Annotated in this window: 15 protein-coding genes; 4 read left to right on the plus strand and 11 right to left on the minus strand. The window is 62.1% G+C overall.

The features are described 5' to 3' along the window. Positions 1-51: 51 nt before the first annotated feature. On the minus strand, positions 52-1,062 hold the full coding sequence (locus GEV37_RS02430; RefSeq protein ID WP_227388580.1) for a DctP family TRAP transporter solute-binding subunit: 1,011 nt from the start codon (positions 1,060-1,062) through the stop codon (positions 52-54). A 173-nt stretch (positions 1,063-1,235) separates the two neighbouring features. Here GEV37_RS02430 and GEV37_RS02435 point away from each other — a divergent pair, with 173 nt between their 5' ends. Further along, positions 1,236-2,096: a DMT family transporter gene (locus tag GEV37_RS02435; RefSeq protein WP_227388581.1), complete on the plus strand. Its 861-nt coding sequence runs from the start codon at positions 1,236-1,238 to the stop codon at positions 2,094-2,096. A gap of 261 nt (positions 2,097-2,357) precedes the next feature. On the opposite strand, the gene GEV37_RS02440 is transcribed toward GEV37_RS02435, so the two are convergent. From GEV37_RS02440 to GEV37_RS02475, 8 genes are all read right to left on the minus strand, one after another. After that, complete coding sequence (locus GEV37_RS02440; RefSeq protein WP_227388582.1) at positions 2,358-3,362, minus strand: tetratricopeptide repeat protein; 1,005 nt, start codon at positions 3,360-3,362, stop codon at positions 2,358-2,360. 24 nt (positions 3,363-3,386) lie between these two features. Beyond that, complete coding sequence (locus GEV37_RS02445; RefSeq protein ID WP_227388583.1) at positions 3,387-6,641, minus strand: hypothetical protein; 3,255 nt, start codon at positions 6,639-6,641, stop codon at positions 3,387-3,389. Next, a complete protein-coding gene (locus GEV37_RS02450; RefSeq protein WP_227388584.1) occupies positions 6,638-7,459 on the minus strand; it encodes a DUF4123 domain-containing protein in 822 nt (273 codons plus the stop codon). Before GEV37_RS02450 ends, GEV37_RS02445 begins: the two co-directional genes overlap by 4 nt. Next, positions 7,444-9,525 carry a type VI secretion system Vgr family protein gene (locus GEV37_RS02455; protein WP_227388585.1) on the minus strand — a complete coding sequence of 694 codons (2,082 nt, stop codon included), beginning with the start codon at positions 9,523-9,525 and terminating at the stop codon, positions 7,444-7,446. The genes GEV37_RS02450 and GEV37_RS02455 overlap by 16 nt, the downstream gene beginning before the upstream one ends. Positions 9,526-9,687: 162 nt before the next feature. Then, positions 9,688-10,209: a DUF192 domain-containing protein gene (locus GEV37_RS02460; RefSeq protein WP_227388586.1), complete on the minus strand. Its 522-nt coding sequence runs from the start codon at positions 10,207-10,209 to the stop codon at positions 9,688-9,690. Between the two features lie 11 nt (positions 10,210-10,220). Continuing rightward, positions 10,221-11,696, minus strand: coding sequence for a pyruvate kinase (pyk, locus tag GEV37_RS02465; RefSeq protein WP_227388587.1), 1,476 nt, complete (start codon positions 11,694-11,696; stop codon positions 10,221-10,223). Between the two features lie 88 nt (positions 11,697-11,784). After that, positions 11,785-12,273 carry an ureidoglycolate lyase gene (locus GEV37_RS02470; protein ID WP_227388588.1) on the minus strand — a complete coding sequence of 163 codons (489 nt, stop codon included), beginning with the start codon at positions 12,271-12,273 and terminating at the stop codon, positions 11,785-11,787. 18 nt (positions 12,274-12,291) lie between these two features. Then, positions 12,292-13,119, minus strand: coding sequence for a bifunctional allantoicase/(S)-ureidoglycine aminohydrolase (locus GEV37_RS02475; RefSeq protein ID WP_227388589.1), 828 nt, complete (start codon positions 13,117-13,119; stop codon positions 12,292-12,294). Between the two features lie 300 nt (positions 13,120-13,419). On the opposite strand from GEV37_RS02475, the gene GEV37_RS02480 reads away from it, so the two are divergent. Further along, positions 13,420-14,859, plus strand: a complete 1,440-nt coding sequence (locus tag GEV37_RS02480) for a YfcC family protein (RefSeq protein WP_227388590.1) — start codon at positions 13,420-13,422, stop codon at positions 14,857-14,859. On the opposite strand, the gene GEV37_RS02485 is transcribed toward GEV37_RS02480, so the two are convergent. Then, complete coding sequence (locus tag GEV37_RS02485) at positions 14,856-15,728, minus strand: MurR/RpiR family transcriptional regulator (RefSeq protein WP_227388591.1); 873 nt, start codon at positions 15,726-15,728, stop codon at positions 14,856-14,858. The two genes, GEV37_RS02480 and GEV37_RS02485, sit on opposite strands and share 4 nt — an antisense overlap. Positions 15,729-15,773: 45 nt before the next feature. Further along, positions 15,774-16,724, minus strand: a complete 951-nt coding sequence (puuE, locus tag GEV37_RS02490; protein ID WP_227388592.1) for an allantoinase PuuE — start codon at positions 16,722-16,724, stop codon at positions 15,774-15,776. A 260-nt stretch (positions 16,725-16,984) separates the two neighbouring features. On the opposite strand from puuE, the gene GEV37_RS02495 reads away from it, so the two are divergent. Both GEV37_RS02495 and GEV37_RS02500 read left to right on the plus strand, forming a co-directional pair. Then, positions 16,985-17,740: an aspartate/glutamate racemase family protein gene (locus GEV37_RS02495; protein WP_227388593.1), complete on the plus strand. Its 756-nt coding sequence runs from the start codon at positions 16,985-16,987 to the stop codon at positions 17,738-17,740. A 139-nt stretch (positions 17,741-17,879) separates the two neighbouring features. Beyond that, positions 17,880-19,241 carry an NCS1 family transporter gene (locus GEV37_RS02500; RefSeq protein WP_227388594.1) on the plus strand — a complete coding sequence of 454 codons (1,362 nt, stop codon included), beginning with the start codon at positions 17,880-17,882 and terminating at the stop codon, positions 19,239-19,241. Positions 19,242-19,255: the final 14 nt, after the last annotated feature.

Here is a 19,255-nt window from a genome sequence, read left to right on the forward strand (position 1 = left end):
CTCAATCGACAAGGCGACCGGCACAGGCCGGCCGCCGATGGGACACCGCGCCTAGCGCGCGTCGATGGCCGACTGGGCGGCTTTCATGAGATCTTCACCGATGCGCGAGGCCCACTTCTCGTGAACGCTCATGGTCGCCTCGACGAAGGCCTGGTACTCGGCCTCATCGAGTTCAGTGACGGTGACGCCGCGCTCCTCGATGGCGGCCAGGCGCTCGCTCTCCTGCTCGCGGGTCATCGCGATTTCCCAGGCACCGGCCTCTTGCGCAGTCTCACGCAGCATGGTCTGTTCTTCCGGGCTCAGCGAGCCCCATACCTGCTGGCTCACCGCGAACACCAGGGGGTCGTTCATGTAGTTCCAGCGGGTCAGGTACTCCTGGCCCACCTGATCGATACGCGCCACGTCGAACACCGACAGCGGGTTCTCCTGGCCGTCCACGGCGCCGGTGGTGAGCGCGGGCTGGGCGTCGGTCCAGCTCATCTGAGTGGGGTCGGCGCCGAGGGCGGCGAAGGTATCCTGGAACAACGGTGAGCCGACCACGCGGATCTTGAGCCCCTCGAGATCCTCCGGTGCGCTGATCGGCCCGCTGGAGTTCGAGATCTGGCGAAAGCCGTTCTCGCCCCAGGCAAGCGGCATGATGCCGCGCCGGGCGATCGCCTCGAACACCAGCTCGCCGGCCTCGCCCTGGGTGACGGCATCCACGGCGGCGGTATCCGGGATGAAGAACGGCAGCGAGAAGAGGTTGAGCTCCGGTACCTGGGGCGACCAGTTGATAGTCGAGCCCACAGCGGCATCGATCAGCCCGGAGCGCATGGCGGAGAACTCCCGGGTCTGGTCGCCGGAGACGAGCTGGGCATTGGGGTAGACTCGCAGGGTCAGCTCGCCGCCGCTGCGCTCCTCCAGAAGCTCCGCCCACTTCTCGGCGGCCTGCCCCCAAGGGAAGGCGTCCGACAGCACGGTGGAAACGGACAGTTCGCGCGCCTGGGCGGAGGCCGTCAGCGTCAGCAGGGCCGCGCCCGCAAGGCCCAGGGCAGCATGAGAGAGGTGGCGTGTCAGCGTCATGGTGAGTCCTTTTATGCGTGTCTTTTTTATCTGATTTTTATAGTGGCCGACACCGCCCATGGGCCGCGCCGCGCCTTGCTCATTGTAGGCACTTACCGGGCGAAGGGAAGAGACCCAGGCTGATATGATGGGCGACTCACTCCGTTACCTCGTACTCACCAAGGGATCTTGCCGTGCCGCTACGCGATTTGCTTCTGGGCCTTCTGGTCATCGCCATCTGGGCGCTCAACATCGTTGTCATCAAGGTAGGCGTCGTCGAGCTTCCGCCGCTTTTGATGACCACGCTGCGCTTTGCCCTGGTGGCCCTGCTGCTGGTGCCCTTCCACCCAGTGCCTCGCGCCCAATGGCCGTTTCTGCTGCTGCTCTCTTTCACTTTCGGCACGCTGCACTTCGCTCTGCTGTTCATTGGCCTTGGCCAGTCCGAGGCGGGCACCGGGGCGCTGCTGGTGCAGATGGGCACGCCCTTCGCCACGATCCTGGCGGTGATCTTTCTCAAGGAAAAGCTCGGGCCCAAGCGCCTGGCGGGTCTTCTGCTATCGTTCGCGGGCGTGGTGGTACTGGCCGGCGGCCCCACGCTACCCGCGCCGCTGCCGCTTGGCATTCTGCTGTTGAGCGCGCTGGGCTGGGCGGTGTCGCAGCTTCTGATCAAGCGCGGCCCCCACATCGCACCGCTGGCGCTGGCAGGCTGGATCGCGCTTCTCGCCCTCCCCCAGGTCGCGCTCGGCTCCTGGCTGTTCGAAAGCGGCCAGTGGCAGGCAATGCGCACGGCGGGGCTCGCCGGCTGGGGGGCCGTGTTCTACACCGCCGTGATGTCGTCGATCGTCGCCTACGGCATCTGGTACGCGCTGCTGCGCCGCCACCCGGTCAACAAGGTGGTACCAATGACACTGCTGGTTCCGGTACTGGCGGTAGGGCTAGGAGCGCTTCTGATGGGCGACAGCCTGGGCGTGCACAAGCTGGCCGGGGGCGGGCTGGTGGTCGCCGGGATCGGGCTGATCCTGATTCGTTTTAGAAAGCGTCGGTTGGCGCAGTGATTTGAGCCCTCCTCACGCAGGGTTCGAAGGGCCGCATTCCAGTCGAGTGCAGGCGATTTCATGAGTCATTTCTTTTCGATTCAGACTAAAGACATGACACAGAATTATGAACATAACCTTGGTGTGCAGTGTAAAGCCTCGTGCCATCTTCTTTGGCGGCTTGCGCTTCGGTGTTCAATGTCAAGGCAGACACTAGCGTTAACGGCATTAAAAGCAAGCCGGCTAGTGTCGCCAGCAGGCCGGTGCGAGGGAGCAATATCATCAGGGGCCAAACTTCTCGGGGAAGTAGGAAAGCGGCGGCTCCAGGCCCAGCCAATCGTCTTTCATGCGCTCGCCTTCTTCTCGCTGTTCGGGCGTGAGGATATCCCGATACGCACGCAATGCGTTTTCTGACGACGTGCCAGGGACTTCTTCGTGAATAGCCAGAAAAATGGCCCATCCTTCAGCAGGATCTGGCTCGGGCGCTCCACGGCAGAGTTCACGACCGCCTTCGTTAGGTGCGATATTACAAGCAGCCAACCAGCCACGTCCGTTCATATGGCCTGCCTCGGACGTCCTGGTCATCCACTCCCAAGCCTCTTCAGGGTGGTCCAGATGATTCAATATAGAAGCGAGGTTATTCATGCCCGGCGCATATCCCGCTTCGGCTGCCCGACGAAACCATACCTCCGCAGCCTCTAAACGCTCTGTATCGCTACTGTAAGCATCCTCATCATCGCGTGCGCGTTTGCCCAGCATGTTCATGGCCCAGGCGTTGCCCGCCTCAGCGGCACGATTCAACCAAACCAGCGCTTCTTCTTCATCCGGGTCTTCCACGTAGTAATAGATGTAATACAACGCCGCCATGGCATCCGGATCGCCAGCTTCTGCCTGAGGCAGCGTGAGCTCAAGCGCCTCCTGCGGCCAGTCATCGCCGTTTTCCGGGCAAACGTCGCCCAGCTCGCAGGCGCCGCCATCGAAGAGGCGCAGCATAGAGTAGGGATCACCATGCTGGGCGGCTTGGTAGTACCAGTCTAGTGCGGCCTGGTTCATATTGCCCATTACCAAGCGGCGGTTGGCTTCACCCAAGTAGTACATCGCCTCTGCATCGCCCTCTTCAGCAGCTTGCTCAAGAAATGGAATAGCTGAATCTGCCCTTCTAATCCCGTAAAGCCGCATCCCTTCTTCTTTGGCGGCTTGCGCTTCGTCATCCAAGGCCCAGGCAGGCGACAGAATTAGCGGTACTAGAAGCAAGCTGGCTAGTGCAGTTAAAAGGGTTGGTCGCATATCATTATTCCTTAGTCGATTCCTTTACTGAGTAGCGCACACTTCGGTCGCTAAACCTGCTGAATAACGGCGATAGTTCCGTTTTGCAATCGGCACATCAGTATTATCCGTGCCAGAAGTCCGCTCCATAAAAAATTCTAAATCACGTTTACGACGCTCGTACGCATGTCTTATATCCTCATGCCATTGATGGCCGTTCTCGCTCATTCGTATAAGTGCCTTAGCGAACAGGTACTGCGAGGGGGTGGGGTCTTGCTGACTAAAACGGCATAACGTGCCGTAAACGCCCGTCGTTACTCCCCCTACGATCCAGCCCAGGCAGTTGGCAATAGCGATCTGTTGAAAGTCCAATGCTTGCCTGGAATTAAATGACTCCACGCTACCGCGGCTTCTACCTCTTCCAGGCGCTTCAACTTCAAACGCGCGCGGCTCACTGATTAGTAAGTACAACAAAGCACCTAACGCTTCAGGCGTTAATTGCTGAATCCAGCTAGCTAATTGATCACCTTGCCCTCTATCAGCCGCATTAACTATCTCATAAGCAATCGGCCCCGCATTCTGCCCCCCCGTCATTGCACGGTAGATCTGCTCGATGCCGGCCTTGCCGCGTGAAGCAAGAAGACCTACGTTTAGCAATGTCGTGGCGGCAAGATAGCCGAGAAAGCCGAGGGTTTCGTAGGCTTCTTCGTCGACCCACTCGGGCTGAACGTAGTTGTTGTCCACCATGGCGCGGTGAAGCATGGTAAGCCATAAATCGAGGCTGTCTACGTCCAGGTCGATGGCTAGCGACCCGCCCACGCCTTTGCCCACGACCAGCCGAGCACTCATGACGAGCGTGAATTTACCGCCCTGCATACGTAAAAGAAAACCGGCCTTCGCCCCTATACCGATGGATACCTCGCCCCCCAGCTTGGCATTGCCGAGACTGCGCCACCCTGTGAGTGATCGGCTCGACCCCTGAATGGCAAGATCTGATAACGCGGCGCGTGTCGGCAGCAGGCGCCGCAGATTTTCCGGTGGTTCCCAATGCAAGGCACAGCGTGTCTCGATGCCCAGCTTGGCGCCCGCAAACGCATCGAACTCTGCGCCTTGAGCTTCGCGCTTGGCCCAATCGACCCCGGTGATGCTTAGCCCATCTTTATCGAAATCAAAGCCCAGCTCGCTGGAAAGTACTGCGCTTGCTCCAGCAAACCCTTTGGCCACCGCATCGAGCACAACGGTATAGCGCCCCAGGTTACGCGTCTCATTACGTTCAGCCAGTTCAATACTGATTGGCAGTGCCTGAGACTTTTGAGGAAGCACCAACCGCCCCAACGGGAGTTCGCCTCGTGCCAGGCTGATGGTGCCTTTGCCTTCCCACCCGTAAGAAAGCTTTGCCGCGGTCTTATCATTGTCATTCAAGGACCACTCACCGGCCGTATCCCGTGCAAGCTCCCGTTGATTGTTGCGCGTGACGCTGGCACCTGATGTTTCCTCGAACGTCAGCTCACCATCAAAAAACGTCAGGCTGCCGGATTGTGCCTCAGCGTTCCAGGGGGCATCGCGCTCATTTTCTGACCGCTCCTCGTTGAGGTCAAATTGCGTCATTCCGACCAGTCGCAGCATTTGTGCTTGTGCACTGGCATCAAAAAGCCTCAACGATTCACGCCCAGGGCCGGTAAAGAGTATCTTCTGGAGGGCTTCCCCCCAGCGGGTTTTGTTACCCCCCGTGAGTGACGCCACCTCGTAATGGCGATGTTCCAAATAGGAGAAAAGGTCGTCCGGCTGGAAAAAGCCCAAGGTATCTTCGTGCCAACCGAGCTGATGCTCGATTCTCTCGCAGCCACGCGAGGCCAACCACTGACTCAATGCCGTTTCAGGCGCTTCCCATAAAGTGGCGGGCAGTACGCCGTCGGCGCTGAGCGACTGATTCAAACGTTCGCGTTCGGTTTCTGACATCAGAGGCGCCAGTTGCCATAAACTGATATGGCTTAGCGATTTTGCCCCCAGCGGCGAGCTGAACTCGCGAAGCGGAAATTCGCGGCGTACGAGCCGCTCGATCTTACGCTTTTCGTAACCTAGCGAGTGTCGGTCGTCGTTCAGGTTCGTGTTCCATATCAGGACCCGCCCCGGTTCCATCTGCTTGACGGCTTCGCTAGCGGCTTCAAACAGCTCATCCAGCTGATCATGCAGACTTGCGTATTGCTGGCGCTCTTGTTCGAAGAGAAAAACGGGCAGTTGGGTACGACCTGCTGTTCCGAGCTCCCATTCGCGCAGCTTTTGCTCTACCGATTCATTAAGCTCAGCGCTTTCTCTCAATAAACGGCAATAGGTATCGAAACCGTTTATGCCATCCGGCATATTTAAGCCTCCAGCGGAGGCGCTGGAGAGAGAAAGCTCTGGCGTGGCAATGCCAAGTGCAGCGAGTTTTAAAATGCTTTCGAGATAATCGTGATACTTCTCTGTTTGCTGTTCGCTCAGCTGCTGTACATACCCTACAAATTGGCAAGCCTGGGCGGCCTCGACGGGCGGGTTGGATTCGCATAGTTGAATGAAACGCTGATACTCTGCCAAGACCTCCTGAAGTGAAAAGGGAGTAGCAGGCCCTTGGCTGCCCGGATTGAAATGGTACTGACGCTGAGCCTGCTCGCGGCATACACGATACGTCTCCAGGGCTTGTGCGATTTCTTCCTCCCAAGGACCGTAATATGCCTCGCCTTCAAGGGAGTAACCCTGTTCTTCCGCCCGCGCTACGCCCTGCTGGTAGAGTGTGCGAAGTTGACTTTCAATATCGCTGATTTCACTACCCGATAAGTAATCAGCAATATGAAGCAACATACCTGGCGTACTCAGATCCCAAAGTACATCCAGCAGGCCTTGTTCATGAGCAATTCGCTGTTCTACAGACTGCATGTCCTCGGAGGTCAGTGCCACTAACCGATTGAAGTTCTCGATATAGCGCTGCCGTTCTGACTCGTTCAGAAAACTTTCGGCCCGGCTAGGCAGCAGGCACTCCATCAAGCCCGCCTCATTGGTCAGCAGCTCAAGACGCGCTTCCTTATCCTCGGTACTGGCCCATTCGTGAAGTGTTTCAGAAGCTTCCATCAAGGCATCCGAGACTTCTTCGGTCAAAAGCCAAAATGTTCGCGTGCCGGGAATGTAAATAATATCGGCCCAGCAATTTTCTTCGCACACATGCGAGGCATTTTCTCCTGGGCTTTCTCCCTCCGAGACGGGTGGCTCGAATATATTGACCACGGCAGGGTCCAGACGGCGTTTTGAAGATTGCGAGGCACTCATAGAAAACGCTCCAGTTGCTTTACCTTCTGACGTGATGGAATTGGCTTATTCAGTACATCTTCTATTTGAGTATCAAACGCTTCGCTCTCACCTGTCATTACAGGCAATAGCCGTTTTAGATGATCGGAGCGAGTAATACCGGCCGCCATCAGAGCATTCATTTTAATTAACCAATAGGCTCGTACATCACTCAATGGCCTATTCGTCATACGGCTCAACCACCAGACCTGCTGGCTGTCCTTCAATGCCGCCTCCATCTCGGTGGTTAGATGGCCTTCATCGTGGGTACTTGATGTTTCGGTTCGAACTTGCCAAACAAGCCATTGACCTTGTGGCGTGGGCGTGGCTACCAGCTGAAACGGGCTCATCACGTGTTCGTAAACACTGGAGGGAGCACTGGCGAGTAGCGCCATCCATGCCGCGGGCTGCTGCAGGTTGATGAGCGACCTTCCGCCATGCGGGTCGGCTAACACGAACAAGAGTCGTAAATGATCGGCGAGGCTTTGTAGGGTTTGGTCTGGCCGGGGTAGGCACAGCCATCCCAGACGCTTTTGGCAAAGCGTTTCAGCGTAATACCAGGCCGAACTCCCCACATCGACTTCCACAAGCCAGGGGCTGGCCTCAATCAATGGCGAAAGTGGGGTACCCGCAAAGAGCGTCAGGAAGTCCTGCTGCCCATCACGTTCAAGGATTGCACGACATTGCTCCGGCGCGCGGCGCTGATCCAGCAGCACGTAACCATGCTTGACAGTGACCATACCTGACAGGCTCTCAGCGCTTCTGGAGCGCTCAGCGAGTAGGCTCAACCAGCCAGACATGGGCAGTCCTCGCGCGTGCACTGGGTGTCATTGATCTTGCCGCACAGCGGCATGATGGCCGCCTCGCTGAGCTGATAATCCTTGAGCCTGGGTAGGGCCGTTGGTGGTATGGCGTCATGCACTTCCGCCATGGCCCGCCCCGGCAGCAACGGCCCCTGCACCGACTGCCCGCTCCCATTACCCGGACTGCCGCCCGAATTGATCTTCACCTGCGGCCCGACGATGGTGACGCCGCTGGGGTCGAGCTTGAGGAAGCTGCCGCCCGCCTTCAGGGTGATCTCGCTGCCGGCCTCCAGCACCACCTTGTGGCCCGTCTTCACGTGAAGCTCACGGCCGCTTTCGCTCAGCCAGGCCTGGCCGGCCTTGACGTGCAGGGTGCCGTCGACCTGCAGGTGCTGATCGCCCTCGGTGCGCTCGAAGCGGTTACCGTGCACCGTGTGGTGGTCGTCATTATCGATCTCACTGATGCGGTCGTTGTGCACCTTGAGAAAGCTGTCGTTGCGGATCTCCTCAACACGGTCGTTGAGGGTCAGCAGCTCCAAATCCTTCTGGGCGTGGAGCCAGATCTGCTCTTCGCCAGCTTCGTCCTCGAAGCGCAGTTCGTTGAAGCCCTCAGCCTTGTGGCTCTGGGTGCGGAGGACGGTGCGCGTCTTGTGTTCGGGCAGCGTGTAGGGCGGGATGTTGGCCGCATGGTACGTTCGCCCGGTGACCAGCGGCTGGTCCGGGTCGCCTTCCAGGAAGGAGACGATCACCTCGTGGCCGATACGGGGGAGGGCGATGCTGCCGTAGCCGCCGCCGGCCCAGCCTTGGGAGACGCGCACCCAGCAACTCGCCGTGTCGTTGGGTTCAGCGTAGCGGTCCCAGGGGAACTGGACTTTCACCCGGCCGTGCTCATCGCAGTGAATCTCCTCGCCCTCGGGGCCGACCACGAACGCCACCTGGGGGCCGTCGATGCGGGGCTTGGGGTTGGGGGTGGCGCGCCAGGGAGTGTCACCAGGGATGAGAGTGACCCGGTTGCTATAGCGGGTCATGCCGCCGGTATCGCTACTGATACTGTCCTCTTCCAGCGCCTGGGGCTGCTCGCCGGTGTGCTCCACCGCCACCACCTGCCAGTCGCGGTTGAGGCTTGCGGTATCGTGGTCGGTGAGCGTGAAGCGCGCGCCCGGAGCGAGTTCCGGCAGATCACTTTCGGCACTCACCGTGGTGGCGTCGCGGCGCAGGTGCTCGAGGCGAATCCGGGTGAAGGGCTTGCCGGAGGCGTCCTGCTTGTAGCGGCCGGGGTAGTCAAAGTGCTCGTAGTCGCTCTGCTGGCCGTGGGCCTCCACGTCATCGCCCAGATGATCGTGGAGCTGGGCGTAGGCGGGGTTCTTGAAGCTGTAGTCCTTGAGCTGGGCGCTGGCGGCGGCGACCCGGGCGGTGTGGCTGAGCTTGCGCACGTGGCGCGCGGGCGGCGTGCCGCCGGCGCGGCCGTGGTAGGTGCGCTCGCCCAGATTCGTCAGCGCCTGCGGGTCGTCGGAGAACACCAGCCGGTGGGCGCCGCCGTCACTGTCCTCGAATTCATGGAAATAGAACAGGCCCTCTTCGGCAGCGAGGCGCTCGATGAAGGCGAGATCGGTCTCGCGGTACTGCACGCAGTACTCGCGCTCGGCGGGCTCGCGGCTGACCGCGAAGGCCACATCGGTGATGCCGCGCTCGTCCAGCAGGGTGTTGATGATGGTAAGCGGGTCCACCTTCTGGAAGATGCGCGAGTTGTGACGCAGCGACGTGCGCCACAGCGCCGGGCGCAGCGTGAGGGTATAGAAGGTGCGCCGGTGGCCGCGATCGCCCCGACCGAACTCGCTGATAATACCGTGGACCCGGCGCAGCGGCGCGCCGTCCTGCCACACGGTGAGCGTGGCCTCGCGGTCGAGTAGCTCGGCCGCGTCCAGATCACCATCACGGCTGGCGAGGGTGGCGGTCAGCGCGAAGGGTTCGGAGAGGGCCTCGCGGTGGGTGAAGTCGACCACCGCGACATCGTCGACGCCGGGTAGCGTCAGGGTGAACCGTAGCCCCGCTCCGTTTGCCATCGTGCTGCTCCCTGGTCATCCACTCATCGATTGAAAACGACAAGAATAATGATCTGGGCACACACTTCAATTCAGAGAAGCACGAAGCGCAAATGGCTTACATGAAAGTAGGAGATCACTTACATTATCGAAGTAAAACTTGCCAAAAGCGCTCGATTACGATCAGTCACCGCCTCGACAGAACCCCGCCAGCGCCGGTACCGACACGCAGTCGCCCACCTGGATGCCGCGCGCCTCGAAGTAGCCTGCGTTGACCTCGAGAGCCGAGCGGTAGGCCGCGCCGGCCGGGTAAGCCGGGCACTCTCGGGGGCTGTCGGATTCACACGGTGGCATGGTGTTGATCGCGACGATGCGCCCCTCGCCGTCGATGAAAGCAATATCGAGCGGGATCAAGGTCTTGTACATCCAGAAGGCGTTGTTCGCCGGCTGTTCACGCTCGAAGCGAAACAGCATGCCGCGCGCCTCGGGCAGGTGCTCGCGGCCCATCAGGCCTTGCTGGCGCTGAGCGACGGTTTCCGCCACCTCCACGTCGAGGCGGTGCGGGCCCTGCTTGGTGTGGATGGTCAGCGGCAGCGTCGCCGCCTCGCTGTCGGTAGCGAACACGCTCGTCGACAGGAGCGGGACGCTGGCCAGCAGCGACGTGCCGAGGGCGGCCTTGATCAGTTGACGACGCGACAGGGTCATGGTGGTCTCCTTCAGGCGCGGGCGTGCTGGTCGGTGATCGTCATCACCTTCAGGGTGTTGGTGCCGCCGTGGGCGTTCATGTGATCGCCCCGGGTGAGAATGACGTGATCGCCGGGCTTGGCCACGCCCTGCTTCACCAGAAGCTCAAGGGCACGGTCGTTGAGCTCGGTGGCCTGCATGGCGCTGGTGTCGAAGGGCAGCGAGACCACGCCGCGATAGAGCGCCATGCGCCGCTGGGCAATGGGGTTGTGAGCCAGGCCCACGATCGGCAGGCCCGAGCGAATGCGCGAGGCGATCAGCGGCGTATAGCCCGACGCCGTCATGCAGGCGATGGCGACCACGCCCTCCATGTGGTTGGCGGCGTACATCGCCGAGAGCGCGATGGTCTCGTCGGCGCGGGTGAAGCCTTCGTGGATGCGGTGGCCGGACTCCTGAGCGGTGCGCTCGCGCTCGGCGCCAAGGCACACCCGGGCCATCGCCTCGATGGTCTCGACCGGGTAGTCGCCGGCGGCGGTCTCGGCGGAGAGCATCACCGCGTCACTGCCGTCGAGCACCGCGTTGGCCACGTCGAACACTTCGGCGCGGGTCGGCAGCGGCGCGGAGATCATGCTCTCCATCATCTGCGTTGCCGTGATCACCGCGCGGTTGAGGCTGCGGGCGCGCTTGATCATGCGCTTTTGCACGCCGACCAGCTTGGCATCGCCGATCTCCACGCCCAGATCGCCCCGGGCGACCATCACCGCTTCCGAGGCTTCGATGATACCGTCGAGGGTTTCGTCGTCCGCCACCGCCTCGGCGCGTTCCACCTTGGCGACCAGGCCGATCTCGGCGCCTTCTTCGCCCAACAGGCGCCGGGCTTCCTGCATGTCTGCCGCCGAACGCGGAAACGAGATCGCCAGGTAATCGACGCCGATCGCCACGGCGGTCTTGAGGTCCGCCTTGTCCTTGTCGGTCAGCGCTGGCGCCGAAAGCCCGCCGCCCTGCTTGTTGATGCCCTTGTGGTTGGAGAGTTTGCCGCCCACCACCACCCGGGTATGTACCTTCTGCCCCTCGACGCGGGTGACGTCGAGCACCACGCGGCCATCGTCGAGCAACAGCCGGTCGCCGGCGGCGACGTCCTGGGCGAGGGTCTTGTAGTCACAGCCCACGGAGGCGATGTCGCCGGCGTCCGGATCGAGGCCCATGTCGAGCACGAAGTCCTGGCCCTCGGCGAGCTTGACCGCGCCCTCCTTGAAGCGCGCAATGCGAATCTTCGGCCCCTGCAGGTCACCCAGCGCCGCCACGCTTCGACCGAGCCGTGCGGCGATCTCGCGCACCCGCTCGAGTCTTGCGCGGTGGTCGTCGGCAGTGCCGTGGGAGAAGTTGAGACGCACCACGTCCACCCCCGCCTCGAGCATGGCTTCGAGCACGCCCTCCCGGTCACTGGCGGGGCCGAGCGTGGCGACGATCTTGGTACGACGAAGGCGGGTAGCGGCTTGAAGGCTCATGGGCATCCTGATCGGTAGTGAACGGGTCGGTCGCGCCTAGCTTAGCAAAAAGCCGGGCAAAAGAGTGTGACGCAACATCGAGGCCGGCTCATGCGAGCCGCACTTCGATGTCGAGCGGGTACTCGTCGCAGTTGTCGCCCTCCCCGCCCCGGTCGACGACCAGGAACTCACCCTCGCGCTCCAGCACCGAGTTGATGGCGTGCCAGGTGCCGGCAGCGTAGTTCACTCCCTGGCGGCCGTCGGTTAAAAAGGCGCGCACTGCCCCCGGCTCGATCGCCTCACCCTTTGGGGCCACCACGACGATGAAGCGCTCGCCGTGCAGCGGCATGAAGGCCTGGCTGCCTTGGGGATGGCGCTCCAGAAAGGTCAGTGTGAGCGGCAGCGTCACCGGCTGGCTGACGAAGATGTTGATCAGGGTATGGGCGTTCTCGCCATACGTTTCCACCCGCGCCAGGTCGTGATGACGCTGGGTGCGCCCGGCGTTGATGGCAAACGAAGAGGATACGCGTGCATCGATCACCTCGCCGAAGGGTGCGAAGGCCTCGGCGGTGAGCGGTTCGGCGGTCAGTGTCAGCATGGCATTTTCCCTTGGCGATCAGCGAAACAGCTTGAGCTTGGCGTGGCGGTTGACGTCCTTGTAGAGCAGGTAGCGAAACGGCCCCGGGCCGCCGGCGTAGCAGGCCTGGGGGCAGAAGGCGCGTAGCCACATGAAATCCCCCGCTTCCACCTCGATCCACTGCTGGTTCAAGTGGTACACCGCCTTGCCTTCCAGCACGTAGAGGCCGTGCTCCATCACGTGGGTCTCGTCGAACGGAATCACGCCGCCGGGCAGGAAGTTGACGATGGTAACGTGCATGTCATGGCGCACGTCCGTGGGGTCGACGAAGCGGGTGGTCGACCAGCGCCCCTCGGTGCCCGGCATCTCGGAGGGCACGATCGCCTGCTCGTTGGTGACGAAGGCTTCCGGCACCTCGAGCCCGTCGACGAACTCGTACGCCTTGCGGATCCAGTGAAAGCGTACGGGCGCTTGGGAATCGTTGCGCGCCCGCCACTCGGCCCCCGGCGGTATGAAGGCGTAGCCGCCCGGCGCCATGACGTGGCGCACCCCATCGAGGGTCAGCGTCAGCTCGCCCTCGACCACGAACAGCACGGCCTCGGCCTCCGCCTCGGGTTCCGGCTTGTCGCTGCCGCCGCCGGGCTGCACTTCCATGATGTACTGGGAGAATGTCTCGGCGAACCCAGAGAGCGGGCGCGCCAGCACCCAGGCCCGAGTGCCCTGCCAGAATGGCAGCTGGCTGGTGACGATGTCGCGCATCACGCCCTTGGGGATCAGCGCGAAGGCGTCGGTGAACACGGCGCGATCAGCGGTGAGCTGGGTCTGCGGCGGATGACCGCCCTGTGGAGCATAGTAGGAAGTCGACATTGTTGGCCTTGTGGAGAGTCAGAATATGGAGCGTCGAAAGTGAGAACGCTCTTCGTGTATACAAGATTCGGCCGACGCTTTGAAGCGCCTCCCGCCAAAACGCTTGTGAAACGTTTCTCCCAATAGTAACGTCGATGACAACTTTCGTTTCAATCCCCGACGGCGTTTTCCAGTATCAAAGCCGTCGAACACAACGATTGCCGACGTAAAAGAACGATTACCAATGTAAAAAAATAACGACTTTGAACCTTAATGACACAATAGAGGCTGCCCCGAGCGGCCCACCTGCAAGAGGCCCCCATGGATCACCTTGACGCTCCCCGCCCCGCGGCCCCCAAGAAGAAGAGCTGGTGCCGAATCCCCGATATCTACGTGGTGCTGTTCGTCTTCATCGCCCTGGCGGCGATCGCCACGCACTTCGTGCCCGCCGGCGAATTCGACCGGGTACCGGGCCCTGCCGGGCGCATCACCATCGACCCGACTTCCTACCAGCAGATCGACCCCACCCCGGTGGGCTTGACCGACTTCATGCTGGCGATTCCCAACGGCTTGATGGGCGCCGGGGAAGTGGTCTTCTTCACCTTCATGATCGGCGGCATGTTCATGGTGCTGCGCCGTACCGGCATCATCGAGATCGGAGTCGACAAGCTGACCCGGCGCTTCGCGGGTCGGGGCATTTTGACCATTCCGGTGCTGATGACCGTGTTCGCGGTGATCGCCACCATCATCGGTACCCAGGAGCTTGCGCTGGTGTACGTGCCGGTGATTCTGCCGCTGATGATCGCCCTGCGCTTCGATTCGGTCACCGCCGCCGCCGTGGCGTTATGTGCCACCACGGTCGGCTTCACCACGGGGGTGCTCAACCCGATCAACACGGGCCTTGGCCAGCAGCTCTCGGCGCTACCGCTGTACTCCGGCTACGGGCTTCGCATCCTCGCCTTCATCGTCTTGCTGGTCGTGGCGATCGCCTTCGTGATGCGCTACGCCGGCCGCGTTCAGGCAGACGAGGCGGCAAGCCTGATGGCCCGGGACCCGGCGGAGGACGACAAGCGCGCGCTCTATCGCCTCGAAAGCCAGCGCCCGGCGCTGTCAGCAAGCCCGCGCCAACGGCTCGCCGCCCTGGCCACCTTCGCCTTCTTCGCCTTGCTGGTGTACGGCGTGCTGTACCAGGGCTGGTTCATGATGGAGATGGCGGGGCTGTTCATCATCATGGGCATCGCCGTCGGGCTCATCGCCGGGCTCGACACCGACGAGATCTGCGCGGGCTTCAACCAGGGGTTTCGCGACGTGCTGGTGGGCGCGATGATCGCCGGCATCGCTCGCGGGGTCGCGGTGATGCTCGAGGATGGTCAGATCATGGACACCCTGGTGTTCGGGCTGGGCAACCTGGTGGGCGGGCTTCCGACATTGCTGTCGGCGATCGGCATGTTCTTCGCCCAGCTCGGTTTCAACTTCATCGTGCCCTCGGGCAGCGGCCAGGCCCTGGTGACCATGCCACTGATGGCGCCGCTGTCGGACATGCTCGGCGTGACCCGCCAGACCGCAGTGCTGGCCTACCAGCTCGGCGACGGCCTCGGCAACATTTTCTACCCCACCTCCGGCTATTTCATGGCGACCCTGGCGCTGGCCGGCGTGCCTTGGCAGAAGTGGGTGAAGTTCTTCTTTCCGCTGTTCTGCGTGTGGGTGGCGATCGCCCTGGCGTTTCTGATCTTCGCCCAGGCGACCCAGTGGACCGGCTAGAAGTGCGCCGCTCCCTCCTCCGACAGAGATTCGAGCTCATCGAGCGCCCCGTAGTGATCGCCGATCGCATCGATGCGCGCTCGCCCTGTCGCCAGACGCTGGTGAAGCACGGCGTTGGCGATCAGGCAGATGAGGCTATTGGCGGTGGCGTAGCTGTCGAAGGCGGAGAGACTCTCTAGCGGCGTTTCCAGAAACCAAGTGGCCTTGGGGGCAAACGCGACCGCCGTCGGGTCGGCAATCAACACCACCTTGGCCGATGAGCGCTCAAGTGCCTCGACCAGCGATGCGAAGGCAGCGGGGCGGCGGCGAAAGCCGAACAGCACCACGACATCCTCGGCCTGCAGGTCGACGATCTCCTCGGCGAGCGACTGGTTCGGCTGGGGGGCCAGGCGTACGTCCGGACGCGCCTGGATCAACTGCTGGCGACAGTGCAGCGCCAGCGGGTAGCTATTGCGAAACCCGATCACTACCACCCGCCGGGCCGTGTCCAGCTGCTCTACCAGGGTGGAGAAGCGCTGAGGTGGGAGCGTGGCGAGACACTGGCGAAGGTTCTCCTGCTCGCGCAGAAGATGGCGCTGAAACGCCACGCCATCGTTTTCCTGCAGCGCATTCTCGTCGATCACCAGCGGTACGCCCAGGTTGCGAAGCTGGCGCGCGTGGGTCTTCACCGTGCGAAAGCTCTCGAAGCCCAAGCGCTTGAACAGCCGGCTGACGGTCGACTTCGACACGCCGGTCAGCCGGGCCAGATCCGCCGCGCTGTAGACGGCCAAGTCCTCGAAGTGATCGAGGATGAAACTTGCCACCCGCTGCTCCTGGGCGCTGAGCGCGTCGAACTGGGCGGTGATGCGCTGTCCTATATGAGGCGTCATGAAATCCTGTCGGGCTAGACTGTCAAGCTAGGCGGTCGGGTCAGCTCACGCGCGCCGAGGCGCCGGGTGGTGCTCGGCCCAGTGGCGGGCGATGTCCACGCGACGCGCCACCCAGACGCGGTCGTGCGCTTCGATGTAATCGAGAAAGCGCTGCAGGGCACGAAACCGGCCCGGACGACCCAGCAACCGGCAGTGCATGCCGATGGAGAGCATCTTCGGCGCGTCTTCCCCTTCCGCGTAGAGTACATCAAAGGCATCGCGCAGGTAGCTGAAGAAGTGATCCGAGGTGTTGAAGCCCTGGGGCGAGGCGAAGCGCATGTCGTTGGTGTCGAGGGTGTAGGGCACGATCAGGTGGTCGTGCTCGCTGCCTTGGCTATCGGTCACGCGGGTCCAGAACGGCAGGTCGTCGCCGTAGTAGTCGCTGTCGTAGAGAAAGCCGCCCTCCTCGACGACCAGCCGCCGCGTGTTGGGGCTGTCGCGGCCGGTGTACCAGCCCTCGGGCTTCTCGCCATAGAGACGCTCGAAGATCGCCATGGCCTTTTGCAGGTGATCGCGCTCGATGTGCTCCGGCATCTCCTGGTAGTGGATCCAGCGGTAGCCGTGGCAGGCGATTTCGTGGCCCAATTCCTTGAAGGCGCGGGCGATGTCCGGATGGCGCTCCAGTGCCATGGCCACGCCGAACACGGTCAGCGGAAAACCGCGGCGTTCGAACTCGCGCAGGATGCGCCAGACGCCGGACCGGGAGCCGTACTCGTAGATCGACTCCATGCTGAGGTGACGATCGGTGTAGCTCGCCGCGCCGATGATCTCGGAGAGAAACTGCTCGGAGCCGGGGTCGCCGTGGAGCACCGAGTTCTCGCCGCCTTCCTCGTAGTTGAGCACGAACTGCACGGCGATCCTTGCCTTGCCCGGCCAGTTGGCGTGGGGCGGGGTCGGGCCGTAGCCGATGAGGTCGCGCGGATAGAACGGGCTGGTCTGCTCTTTGCCGGAAGCCATGGCATCTCCTTGTTATAGTGGGAAGCAGCAAATGAAAACTTACTTCTGTATACAAAATATATGATACGGAACCCGCCTGGCAACGTGCTCGGATTCTCGCCCAAGGCGCCTAACTTGCCTGCCGTCATGGCGTTCAGGTTTATGCTCTAGACCGTTTCGTCTACCACGATAGTCCAATTCCAAAGGGGTTGCACCGCCCTGAAAAGCGCCCTATTTTTGTATACAAGAAACATTCCTTTTTCCATCGCGAGTCGCCTGCCGTGCATATACGCATCATCAACCCCAACACCACCGCGTCGATGACACGGGTGATCGAGCAGGCCGCCCGCGCGCTTGCCGGTGCCGACACGCATATCAGCGCCACCCAGCCAGAGGCCGGGCCGGTCTCCATCGAGAGCCACTTCGACGAGGCAGTGAGCGCCGTCGGCGTGGCCGAGGAGGTGCTCAAGGGCGAGCGCGAAGGCGGCATCGACGCCTACATCGTCGCCTGCTTCGGCGACCCGGGGCTGCTGGCCGCCCGCGAACTGACCCGGGCGCCGGTGATCGGCATCGCCGAGGCGGGCTTTCATCTGGCCACCCTGATCAGCACGCGCTTCTCGATCGTCACCACCCTGGGACGTACCGGCATCATCGCCGAGCATCTGCTCGAGCAGTACGGCTTTCGTCACCACTGCCGGCGCATTCGCGCCGCGGAAATCCCGGTGCTCGATCTCGAGCACGACCCGGATGCGGCGTTCAAGCGTATCGTCGCGGAGTGCTGCCGGGCGCGTGACGAGGATGGCATCGGCGCCATCGTGCTGGGCTGTGGCGGCATGGCCAACCTGACCGAGGCGATCAGCCGCGAGGTGGGCCTGCCGGTAGTGGAGGGCGTGGGGGCGGCCCTCAAGCTCGCCGAGTCGCTGGTGGGGCTGGGCCTTCAGACCAGCAAGCACGGCGACCTGGACTATCCGCGCCCGAAACCCTTTACCGGCAAGTTCGCCGAGCTCTCCGAGCTTCGCCTGCCGCCGGGCCACTGAGGCCGCCCATAACCGAGAGATCATCGCGACACTCATAACAACGATAGTTAAACAGCACCGTTAGCACGCCACGCCGCAAGCGTCGCCCGGCACCACCGGGCACAACTACAACGTCTATAAATCTTGCGAGGACGGTACGATGAGCACTTCTGGACTGACGACAGAGGCCGCAAGCCCGCCGGTCGACTCCGGCAACAAGGCGCTGGGCGATGAGAGCCTGGCACCGCAGCAGACGCGCATCATGGGGCGCGGCTCCTACTTTCTGGCCTGGTTTGGCGGCTGCGTGTCGATCGGCACCTTCGCCATGGGCTCGAGCGTGGTCGGCACGCTCAACCTCATACAGGCCACGCTCGCCATCGCCATCGGCTGTTTCATCATCGGCGTGGCGCTGGCGATCAACGGCGCCGCCGGCTACAAGTACGGCATCCCCTTCATGGTCCAGGCGCGTCCGGCCTTCGGCTTCACGGGGACGCGCATTCCCGGGCTCGTTCGCGCGGTGCCGGCGATCGTCTGGTACGGCTTCCAGAGCTGGATCGGCGCGGGCGCGCTGAACATGGTGTCGACCACCCTCTTTGGCTTCGACAATCTGGTGTTCTACTTCATCGCCTTCCAGTTGCTGCAGATCGCGCTCTCCGTGACCGGCTTCCAGGGCATCAAGTGGCTGGAGAACATCGGCAGCGCCTTCATCCTGTTGTCGTTGACCTACATGTTCTACGCCACCGTGCAGCGCTACGGCGACGAGCTCTCTGCGAGCCTGTTCACCATGGAAGGCTCCTGGGGGCTGCCGTTCTGGGGCGCGACGATGCTGTTTCTGGGCATCTACAGCACCATGATGCTCAATGTCAGCGACTACTCCCGCGAACATGAAAAAGGCACCGGTGGCGGGCTTTTGACCACCATCTACGCCATGTCAATTTTGCCTTGCACGCTGTTCATGGGGCTGATCGGTTTCATGGTGTCCGAGGCGACCGGCACCGCCGACCCCATCCAGGTGTTCGCCAACGCCGTGGACAACACCCCGCTTTTGATGACCACGCTTCTGTTCATCGCCTTCGCCCAGGTGACCACCAACGTGCTCAACAACGTGGTGCCGCCGACCTACGTGTTGATGGACGTGTTCAAGATGCGCTTTTCCACCGCCACCATCGTGGTCGGCCTTCTGGCCTTTCTGACCTTCCCCTGGAAGCTGGTGCAGCCAGAATCCGCCGCCGGGCTTCAGCTGTTCGTGCAGACCTATTCCGCGTTCCTGGGGCCAATCTTCGCCATTCTGGTGGTGGACTACTACCTGATTCGCCGCCGCACGCTGGATCTCGGCAAGCTCTACGACCCGCAGGGCCCTTATCAGGGCGTCAACCTGGCCGCCGTGATCGCCATGGCGGTGGGCATCGTGGCCGCTCTCGCGTTCTCGGCCATCTCCTGGTACGCAAGCCTCGTGCCGGCGGGGCTGACCTACTACCTGCTGATGCGCCACTGGGCGCACTGCCGTCGCTTCACTTCGTGAGCCTTCGTTCCCCT

The organism is Vreelandella malpeensis, from assembly GCF_020622355.1.
In the GTDB taxonomy this organism is placed as follows: Bacteria; Pseudomonadota; Gammaproteobacteria; order Pseudomonadales; family Halomonadaceae; genus Vreelandella; species Vreelandella malpeensis.